Annotated in this window: 7 protein-coding genes; all 7 read right to left on the reverse strand. The window is 51.3% G+C overall.

Going from position 1 to position 10,306, the window contains the following annotated elements:
• Nucleotides 1-1,408, reverse strand: a 1,408-nt coding sequence (locus tag KH813_RS04655) for a CarD family transcriptional regulator (RefSeq protein ID WP_303993841.1), incomplete at its 3' end; no start/stop codon positions are given.
• Between the two features lie 70 nt (nucleotides 1,409-1,478).
• Nucleotides 1,479-1,961, reverse strand: a complete 483-nt coding sequence (gene folK, locus KH813_RS04660; protein ID WP_303993845.1) for a 2-amino-4-hydroxy-6-hydroxymethyldihydropteridine diphosphokinase — start codon at nucleotides 1,959-1,961, stop codon at nucleotides 1,479-1,481.
• Nucleotides 1,958-2,317 (reverse strand): dihydroneopterin aldolase, encoded by a 360-nt coding sequence (folB, locus tag KH813_RS04665; protein ID WP_303993848.1) that lies wholly within the window; start codon nucleotides 2,315-2,317, stop codon nucleotides 1,958-1,960. The genes folK and folB overlap by 4 nt, the downstream gene beginning before the upstream one ends.
• Entirely contained in the window at nucleotides 2,304-3,155 is an 852-nt protein-coding gene (gene folP, locus KH813_RS04670; protein ID WP_303993851.1) for a dihydropteroate synthase, read from the reverse strand. The genes folB and folP overlap by 14 nt, the downstream gene beginning before the upstream one ends.
• Nucleotides 3,121-3,711, reverse strand: coding sequence for a GTP cyclohydrolase I (folE, locus tag KH813_RS04675; protein WP_303993854.1), 591 nt, complete (start codon nucleotides 3,709-3,711; stop codon nucleotides 3,121-3,123). Before folE ends, folP begins: the two co-directional genes overlap by 35 nt.
• A gap of 308 nt (nucleotides 3,712-4,019) precedes the next feature.
• On the reverse strand, nucleotides 4,020-7,148 hold the full coding sequence (locus KH813_RS04680; protein ID WP_303993858.1) for an ESPR-type extended signal peptide-containing protein: 3,129 nt from the start codon (nucleotides 7,146-7,148) through the stop codon (nucleotides 4,020-4,022).
• A gap of 944 nt (nucleotides 7,149-8,092) precedes the next feature.
• On the reverse strand, nucleotides 8,093-10,306 hold a 2,214-nt coding region (locus KH813_RS04685; protein ID WP_303993861.1), incomplete at its 5' end, for an S-layer homology domain-containing protein.

Below are 10,306 nucleotides of genomic sequence, written 5' to 3' on the forward strand. Positions count from 1 at the left end.
GCTGCTGAATGCGCTCGACCGGCAAAAACAGTCGATCCTCGCCCGCGTACTCGATCCGCAAATAATCGCGGTTCGCGCCGTTCAGCGTAATCGTTTCCAGACCCGTATAGCGACCGATGCCGTGCACCTGATGCACCACGTAATCGCCTTCCGTCAGGTCCGAGAAATAGCGAATCTCGTTGCCGTGACGAACATACTTGCGCCGCCGTTTTTTCTGCGTGCCGAAAATATCCGCAGTGGCGAGCACAACCACTTTTTCCTGCGGCCACATAAAACCGGTATCGACATTTTCCGCAACAATCGTAACCATGCCCGCCGCCACTTCGTCCGTCGGGAAAATGCCCGACTCGCCCAGGGTCGTTTCCAACGTCGCCCGTTTCGTTTCATCCGCCGCCGCGATAATTGTCGCGTAACCTTGCCTCGACCATTTTTGCACCGACTGCACAAAATGCGGCCATTGGTTACGAAATGTGGGCGCCGGTCGGCCGTCCAGCGGATAGCGCGCATGAACCTCCGCCCCCGGCACGCGCAACGAAATCAGCGCGAAGAAAACCGTGCTGCGCGCGTGCGAGTCGCGTAAAAGTTCCGCCCACGACCAATGCCGCTTGCTTTTCCCCGCGTCTTCTTTGCGCAGCGCGCGCAACGCTTCCGCCGTGCGGCTCGGTTCATCGCAAATCAGCGCCCCGTCCGCCAAATACGCCAACAAACTGCTCGCGCCTTCGGGCAGCGCGAACGGCGCCAGCGTCACCGTCTCGTAGGTACTGACGGAACGTTGCGTCACCGGATCAAAACTGCGAATGCTGTCAATTTCATCGCCGAAAAATTCCAACCGCAGCGGATACTCGTAATTCGGCGCGTAAATATCGACGATATCGCCGCGCACCGCGAATTCGCCGCAACTTTCCACCTGTTCCTCACGCGCGTAGCCTTGCGCCACCAAACGCGCGAACCATGTTTCCCGATCCCGCGCGTCGCCTAAAGAAAGCGTCGTCATTTGCTTGGCGAGATCTGACGGCGCGGCGATCTTGGCGCTCGCTTCACGAATCGTCGCGATGACCACGGCCGGTTCATCCGTCCGGAGCGCCGCGAGCGCGCGCGTGCGCAAGGCCCGCGTCTCCGTGCTTTGCGCCGCCACGTGCTGCGGCGCGGGTTCGACCCACGGAAATTCATAAACGGGAATTTCGGGCGCGAAAAAGCGCAAATCATCTTCCCATTTCTGTCGCGTCGCCGCGTCTTCCACGATGATCACCGCGTGCCGCAAACCGCCTTGCATGGCGGCCGCCACCAGCGCCGCTTCCTGCGCCGTGCTCCCGCCGTGGATCAGTTGCGCGCCGCGCGTCTGAAACGCGGTCAAAAGCTCCTGCAAGCGCGCGGAGTTTTTTATTTTTTGCCAAAATCCGGATTTCATAGTATCACTCACGCAAAAAGGGCTTCGCCACGCGAAGCCGAGGTATTCAAATTAAGTTTATTATACCACATCACAAGGTCGCCACTTCTCGTATCGCCGCCGCATCGGGCAGCGCCGTTATACGGTGCGCGATCGTTTCGCCCCGATAGGTAAATTCCGCCGCCACATCGCGCAGCGGTACCAGCACGAAAGCGCGCTCCCAAAAATAAGGATGCGGCAAAGTCAAATACGCCGAATCGCATTGCACGCCCTCAGCGTAAATTATATCCAAATCCAATGTGCGCGGGCCCCAATGCACCTCGCGTGTGCGCTCGTTAGCCGCTTCAATCGTCTGCAACAACGCCAAAAAATCCGCCGGCTCGAGATCGCTCTCCACCAACGCCACCGCATTCAAAAACGCCGGTTGATCCGTCTTGCCCCAGGGCGGCGTTTCGTAGACCGCTGAGGCGCGCACCACCGTCGCGCCGCTTTCCTTCAGTTCGCGCAACGCCGCGCGCAAATACGCCAGACGATCCCCCATATTGGAACCGAGCGCGACATAGTAGCGGCTCATCGTTCCTCCCGCCGCGTCACCGCCACATGTGTCAGCGGTCCCGGCACCGGCGCGGACGGCTTGTACACCGTCGTCGTAACCGCGCTGACTAAAGGGTACGCGCGCAAAATCGCCGCGTTGATATTCGTCACCAGCGTTTCCAAAGTGTTGACCGGCGCTCCCGTCAAAATCGCCTGCGCCGTCTGATACACCTCCGCGTAATTCACGCCGTCCGCGATCTCGTCGCTCCGACCGATCGCCGTCATATCCGTTTCGAGCGTAATATCGGCATAAAAACGCTGGCCGAGTTCCCGTTCCTGCGGCAACACGCCGTGGTAGCCGAATGCCGCGATGCCTTTCATTTCAATTTGATCCATACGGTCGCTTCCCTGTAATCATATCCATCATCTTCGTCATGCGCACGATCGGCGCCACATCATGCACGCGCAAAATCTTGCACCCCGCCATTTGTCCGTAAAGGCAGGTCGCCGCCGTGCCTTCCATCCGTTCCGTCACCGGCAAATCCAGCGCCTGACCGATGAAACCTTTGCGGCTCGTGCCCAAAAGCCACGGATACGGCAACCGTTCAATCAGTTCCGGTAAACGGCGCAGCACTTCCATATTTTGGAGCGCCGTCTTGCCGAAGCCGATGCCCGGATCGAGAATCATATTTTCTCCTTTTACGCCCGCATTTTGCGCGAGGCTCAGTGAATGTTCAAAAAATTCCGTCATCGCGTCCAGAATATCGCCTTCATAATCCGTGCCGTCTTGGTTATGCATCACGATCACCGGACATTGGTGGTACGCCGCCACCGCCGCCATTTCCGGATCATACTGCAATCCCCAAATGTCATTGATCATATCCACGCCTTGACGCAACGCCCAATCCGCCGTTTTCGCCTTGAACGTGTCAATCGACGTCGGCACCGTCGCGCGCGCCAACACCGGCGCGAGAAGCGGCTCCAAGCGCGCGATCTCTTCATCCGCGCCCACCGGCACGAAACCCGGGTGCGATGATTCGCCGCCGATATCGATCAGATCCGCGCCCGCTTCTTCCATTTCCGTCACATGCGCCAACGCCCGCTCCACGTCGAACCATTGTCCGCCGTCGGAAAATGAATCCGGCGTCAAATTCAAGATACCCATTACCTGTGTCGCGTCGCCGAGCGTCCAGCTGCGATTATTCTTCAGTACATACGTCCGTTGTTCCGCCATCTATTCCTCCCAAAAGCGCTAAAACGCGCGCTTCATTCTGACCGCCCGGCGCCAATGTGCCCAAGCCGCGCACGGTGGTAATCTTCGTATCGGGCGAACTGTCGCCCTTCATCGTCATGCATAAATGCGCCGCGCTAACGCGGACAAATACGCCCCGCGCGCGCAGATCGTCCATCACCGCGCGGGCGATTTCTTCCGTCAACCGTTCCTGCAACTGCGGACGACGCGACAACATCTGCACCAATTTTTCCATTTTGGAAAGACCCGCCACCATACCGTCGCGAGGATCGTAAATAATATCCGCCGTTCCGAAAAACGGCAGCATATGATGCTCGCAAAGCGAATGAAAACGCAAACCCGTCACCGTCAAAAGGCCGTGATAATCCGACGCGAAAACTTCGCCCCAAATCGGTTTGGTCCCTTGCCCGACACCGGACAACAGTACCTCATACAGTTCCGCTACCCGCGCCGGAGTCTTTTCCATTCCGAGCGCTGGCAAATCCAGTCCGTACGCTTCCAAAAACGCGCGATACGCTCGCGCCGCCTTTTCATTCATCCCTTGCCTCCGTCATCTGATTTCGTCACTTTCCATTTATTATACACGTTAGTTCACGCGCGCGGGTACTTTTCGGCACGGAAAAGTAATCCTACCCGTTCTTTCTCGGATAATACGAAAATTTTGCCCTCAGAAAAAATCGCTCAATGAAGTAATTGCCATAACAAGCCGCCGCTGCCGTCTTGCTTTTTAACCGTATATAAATCAAAACTCGGCGAGCCGATACGTTTTTCCATGCGAAAAAGGTCACGGCGTACGTCGTGACCTTTTTTCTGTTCCGAAAGAATGATCTTTCCGGTAATAATCTTTTATTTTGCTGCCTGCGCTTGGAGAAGCTGGAGCTGGCGCATGATTTCCTGCATCTGCGCGTCTCGTTCCTTATCCTTGGCTTTCATTTCCTGAATTTCCTTGCTCTGTTCTTCCAGTTTTTGCGCCATTTCAGGGCGGGAAAGTTTCATATACTCGTTGCCCTTGCCCACTTTCATGGAGAAGCCTACATTGAGCATATTTTCTCCGCCGCCGAATGATCCGCCGACGCTGAACATGGTGTCTTCATTCGGACGATAGTACGCGCCGATCGCGACGGCGTTCGCGCCGCTGTAATTACCGTAGCCGGCCGCGAAGTCCCATTTGTTATCCGGATCAAAGTCCAGCGGATGGAGAGCGGCAAGCGCAGCCGCTCCCGCGCCAACTCTATCGATACGGCCGTCCAGTTCACTCACTTTGCCTCCGAGAACGGAGATGTTCTGACTGTTCATTGCCACGCCATCTCTGACGACATTAAGTTGTTTGACGTTGACCGCGTCATTGTCCGCTTTACCGTCAGCCACGTTCGTGATTTTCTTGCTGTTAGCGTTAATGCCTTTGTCATTGATGTAGGTTTTATCGCCGACTTTATATTCATTGGCCGTGACGCTGTCTACGGAAATATCTTTCTTGAGAGAAACCGTATACTCCGATGCGCCTTCCGTAGCCGGTGTAACTGTGATATTATCTCCGGCTTTGACCATCGTGCGGCTCGCTTCCTGTGTAGCCGCCATGGCTTTTTTCAGCTGCTCTTCGGTAGCTGCTCTACCTTTTGTGGCAAAGTCATCAGCATCAATCGTTGTATTCGTCAGTCCGGTGACTTCACCCTTGTCACCTGTCCCGTCAATGCTTACTTTGCCTACTTTGACTTTGTCATCGAGGCTTACCTTGTAATTAACCGGCTTACCGTCTTCTGCCGTGTTTTCAACTTTGACGCCGGTGTCCTTATCTCCCTCGACCGTGACCTTAGCACCTTCTATTTTTTGGTCGATACTGTTTTCAATCTTGGTCACTCTGCCATCAATGTTCTTAATATTCGTTGTATTGTCGTTGATCTGTTTTTTAGTAGCGTCATTCAGGTCGACAGTAACATCATTTCCTTTGACGGTGACTTTTGTATTTTCTCCGTTTTTGAAGTTGACGACGCTGTCTTTCTTGATGATGCGTTCATCTTTACCGTTGGCCTGAAGCTTCCAACTGCTGACATCCGTTGTTCCCGTGGTGATGTTATTGACGGTTTTATTGAGTTCCCAAAGGTCGACATTTCCTTCTTTTCTTGTAATGGTTACGTTTCCGCCGGTGATGTTGGTGACGTTATCTCCGTCTTTAAATTCCGCGCTAGTGAGACCTTTGAGCTTCTTGGACAGTTTGACCGCCATGCCGCCGTTATCGCCGGCTGTTCCTACCACGCCGATATTGTCATCAGAGAGGTCTTCTGCTTTCGCACCACCTGTAATGTTCAGTTGCTGATTCAGTTTGCGGGTCACGACAGTGTCGTTGTCTCCTTTGAATTTCAGGCCGTCGTCCAAGGTAGCCACTTCATGGTCGTTGCCGTCTTTGTCTTTGTAGATGATACGGGTAGTGGTTTCACCGTCTTTGCCATCTGCACCGGCTTTTCCTTGTCCTACGCGGATTTCAGCGCTCGTCCCGTCTTTACCGTTGATGCCGATTTTACCGTCTTTGCCGTCTTCTCCGGCTTTGCCGATGGTGATTTCGTCATTCAGGGAGAGGTCATAAGTCAACTGCCCGTCGGTGTCTGTTTTCGTGATTTTCAGATTGCCCTCGGTGTTGTTTTCTTTTCCGTCTACCATGACTTTAGTCGCTTTGCCGCTGGTGTTGACCATCTTCTTCAAGTCGGTAATGTCGGTCGCGTTCTTATCCGCTTTTTCATTCACGACTTTCAGCTGTGCCACGTTCACCGCGTCGGTGTCTTCTGTTCCTGCGGCTACGTTCGTAATCTGGCGGCTTGTAATAATTTTGTTCCCTGCTGCGTCCACACTTTCTCCGCCTACACTGACTGCCCCTCTATTGGCTTTCCATGTGGCTTCCAGTCGGTTCTTCGCTTCCAGAGCCTTTACAAAGTCTTGATGCTGTCCTTTCCATGCGTCAAGAGCCGCCTTCGCAGCATCTTTTTCACCTTCACTTGCGTCAAAATATGCGTTTGTTAATCTTTCGTATTCCGCTTTTGATGCATTGATTGTTGCTGTCCAGTTATCATAGTCCGTTTTTTTGTCCAGCGCTGTCAGTACATCATCAAGGGTCGTACCACTGGCAGATGCAAAATAGCCAACTGTTCCTGCTTCTCTGCCGGCGACAGCGTCATTTCCTAGAGCAACGCTGCCATCTGCCTGTGCTTTCGTTCTTATACCTAAAGCCATAGAACTCTTGCCGATTGATTCTGCTTTCATCCCGGCTGCTATAGAGGTATCACCTTTTGCATGTGCCTCTGTACCGAAGGCTGCAGATTTTGCCCCCTCTGCTTTTGCTTGACTTCCTAACGCCGTGGAATAGCGCCCTTGTGCTTGTGCTTTATTTCCTAATGCCACGGACTGGGCCCCTCCTGCTTGTGCGCTATGTCCTAATGCCGTGGATTCTTCCCCTTGCGCTTTTGCGACAACTCCTAATGCAGTGGACCAGATCCCTTGTGCTTCTGCTCCAGATCCTAATGCCGCGGAAGCTACTCCTCCTGCTTTTGCTACATATCCTACTGCCACGGAATTTACCCCTTGTGCTTGTGCTATATATCCTATTGCCATGGAGTTTTCCCCTTGCGCGATTGCCTTACCTCCTATGACCAGCGAATTCAATCCCGTCGCGCCGTCATTGTTGTAGTTCGAACCTGCACCTGTCTTCACGCCGTTGACGGAGAAGTAGTGGACTGTTTTCTTTTCTGTTTCCAGTTTTTGCAAGACAGCATCATAGACAGCCTTCTGGTCAGCTGTCAGTTCCGCAGCAACAGGTGATATACCTGCTGTCATGAAGCTCCCGAACAGCGCCATGAGAATCACGGATTTCAAAATAGTTCCGTTTTTTTCGGATGAAGAATTTTTCCCGTGTCCCTTGGCAATTTCAGATGCCACCACCCATGTGTTTCTTACTTTACTCCAGACAAGTTCATAAATTTTATTCATACATTTCTCCTTTAACTAAACTAACTAAACGCCCTGAAAACTATAATCCAATTACAATATACAAATTCTAACTCGTTTACATTTTACCCGATTTAAGCTTTATGAACAAGTGGATTTTATTTATTTACAACATTTTTTCCTTACGCCTGTTTCATTCTTCAAATTTCAGGTTTTCAACTCTATCATTTAAGACCATTTCATATTATTTATAGAAATATGCTTTTAAATTTTAATCATTCGTTCGTTTTTTCTTTGTTTTTCTATTATTTTCTCTTTTTATCTCCTATTTTCTATGCAAATTCTATTTTCATGTTAAATTTCTCGATATTAATACTTTTTTGCATAAACAGAGGTACCCACAGGGAATAAGAGAGCCCTCAAAGGATCGTCCAAAAAATAAATATATTTTCTTTTTCCTTTAAACATGCGTTTCTCGTGAATAAAAATGCCGTAACCGAAAGACGATATAGGCAAGCATTCGTACACAGGGAAAATATTTAGATTCTGTACCCTCTACCGTCATTCTTACCGCTCCCGTTGGTCAGGTATGGCGTTTCACTTCTTTTTACAGCGTTGCTCCGCACCTCGAAAAGCCGTTCGCTTGCCATCACTTTGTTCGAGAATGACGGGAAGGTATCTAATGCCATTCTGTAAAAACTGTCCTTTCGTTTTTCCTCACGCTTACCCCCTTCCAACGGCTCCGCCACCACCTTCCCCGTAGTCGGGGAAGGCTTACGGTTTGTATTCTTTCTTTTATGTACTCATTTAGGAATTATATTTTTATAAAAATATAATTCCTTTCTTCATTAGTTGTCATGTATGAATTATTTCTTTATTTCGCATGGCGGATGTACTATTTTTTCTTTCTTACATGCAACACGAAAAACAGGGAGTTATTTCCTCGGTGTTTTCTTTTTACTTCGGTCGTGCCGTTTTATGAAGTTTCAGTTAGCTTTCTGCTGATTGGCGCGGACTCTTTCGATGACCGGATTTCCGTCTTTGTCTTTGGAGATGACATCAATGCGGAAACGTTCCAATTCCGGTTCGAATTCCTGAATCAGTCTTTCGTTTACCTTGAGGCCTTTTTGCATGGCTCGGTAAACGACTTCCGCGAATTCATAGCGGGTCATCATGCGATCGCCGCCGAAGGTGCCGTCCGGATAACCTTCGAGCAATCCCTGTTTCGCGAGTTCTTCGACCGCTTCATAGGCCCAGTGGTTTTTCTCGATGTCCGGGAAGAGTTTCATCTTCATCGGATCGAGTTCCTGTCCCTGACCGACGCCGACAATCGCCTGTCGCAATACTTCGACTTCGGCGCGGAGATCTTTGATCTCTTTCGCCATAGCGATTTTGGAGGTCGTGACGTTGTTACCCTGTCCGAGTTTGACGGAAACGCCCGCGTTCACCATGTTTTCACCGCCGCCGAACGAACCGCCGACGCTGAACATGGTATCTTCATTCGGACGGTAGTACGCGCCGATCGCGACGGCGTTCGCGCCGCTGTAGTTGCCGTAGCCGGCCGCGAAGTCCCACTTGTCATCCGGATCGAAGTCGAGCGGATGGAGGGCGGCGAGCGCCGCGGCTCCCGCGCCGACTCTGTCGATACGACCGTCCAGTTCACTCACTTTGCCGCCGAGAATGGCGATGTTCTGATCGCTCCGGTTCGCAATCGCATTGAGCTGTCTTACGTTGACCGCGTCGGTATCGGCTTTGCCGTCCGCCACGTTGGTGATTGCCTTGTTGCCCGCGTCAATACCTTTCGTAGTGACAGACGGGCCTTCTTTGATGGTAAGACCTTCCTTGTTGATCGTTACGTTATCGCCGACAGTGACCTTGCCGCTTGCGTTGACGGTCGTTGCGTTGACGGTCTCGCTGGAAATCGATTTCAAGCCTTTGAGGTCTTCCGCGAGAGTGAGCGTGTATTCGTTTTTGCCGTCTGTTTTGGCAACCGAAATATTGTCATCTCCCGATTTGACCGTGGTCTTGCTGTTTTCGATATTCTCTTCAAGTTTCTTGACAGTCGAGTTTTCGGAAATATCAATCGTCTTTCCGTCGATACCGTACTTGATGGTCGAGCCGTCTCTCGTGACAGTGAGTCCCTTACCTTTTTCCGCTACATCAAAGGTCACCGTACCGTCGTTTTCGATTTCCTGCTTCCCATCAACGCCTTCGGCTTTCAAGTTCCACGAAGTCATCTTCTTGGAAATTTCAGCTTTGTTTTCGGCAATTGCATCGGTGTTTTTACCGATGTTTTCGGTGTTCTTACCGATGGCTTCGGTGTTCTTACCGATGTTCTCGGTGTTCTTACCGATGGCTTCGGCATTCTTACCGATGTTTTCGGCGTTCTTTTCGATAGCTTTCGTGTTCTTACCGATGTTTTCGGTGTTGGCTTCGATAGCTTTCGTGTTCTTACCGATCGCTTCCGTGTTGGATTTGATTGTCTTCTCTGCGGTGTCCACCCGACCCGTCAAGTTCGTAATATTCGTCTTGTTCTCTTGGATTGCCGTGTCGTGTCCGTCCACACGAGTTGTCAAGTTCGTGATATTCGTTTCGTTGGTCTCAGCTTTTGTTTTTACTTCGTTCAACTGTTTCCCGTTCACCGCGTCGGTGCTGGTTGCGGATACGTCACCATCTGCCACGTTGGTGATTTTATTGCTATTCGCATTGATACCATTGCTATTGATATATGTCTTATCGTCAACTTTGAATGCTTCACTTGTAACGCTGGTAAGGCCTGTCAAATCTTTTTTCAGTTTGAGCTGGTAACCGACTTTCTTGTCACCTTCCTTGATGTCATCGACAACAAGGTTTTCCTCTCCATCAACTACGGCGACTTTCGGACCGGTCACGGTGTAGATAGTTCCGTCCGTGCCGTCCTCGGTGCTTGGTTTAACCTTCACATAGTCGCCTGCTTTGACTGTGGCCTTAGCGTCTTTGATATCCTGTTTCAGACCGGTAACAGTCGTGTTTTTGGCAATATTAATCTGGCTTCCGTCGATACCGTATGTAATGGTCATGCCCTTTCTTGTGGCAGTGAGTCCTTCGCCGGTCGCGGCAAAGGTAACGGTCTCTCCGTTTTTGATTGCCTGTTCTGTTGTATCCCCACTCGTTGCTTTCAGTTTCCACGAGCTCATGACGCCACCAGGGCCGTCGGTAAT

Source organism: Negativicoccus succinicivorans, assembly GCF_018373335.1.
Classification (GTDB): Bacteria; Bacillota; Negativicutes; order Veillonellales; family Negativicoccaceae; genus Negativicoccus; species Negativicoccus succinicivorans_A.

Excerpts from the sequence above, each read along its gene's own strand:
- folK (WP_303993845.1), bottom strand. The coding sequence starts at position 1,961 with ATGAGCCGCTACTATGTCGCGCTCGGTTCCAATATGGGGGATCGTCTG.
- folE (WP_303993854.1), bottom strand. The coding sequence starts at position 3,711 with ATGAATGAAAAGGCGGCGCGAGCGTATCGCGCGTTTTTGGAAGCGTAC.
- folB (WP_303993848.1), bottom strand. The coding sequence starts at position 2,317 with ATGGATCAAATTGAAATGAAAGGCATCGCGGCATTCGGCTACCACGGC.
- folP (WP_303993851.1), bottom strand. The coding sequence starts at position 3,155 with ATGGCGGAACAACGGACGTATGTACTGAAGAATAATCGCAGCTGGACG.
- KH813_RS04680 (WP_303993858.1), bottom strand. The coding sequence starts at position 7,148 with ATGAATAAAATTTATGAACTTGTCTGGAGTAAAGTAAGAAACACATGG.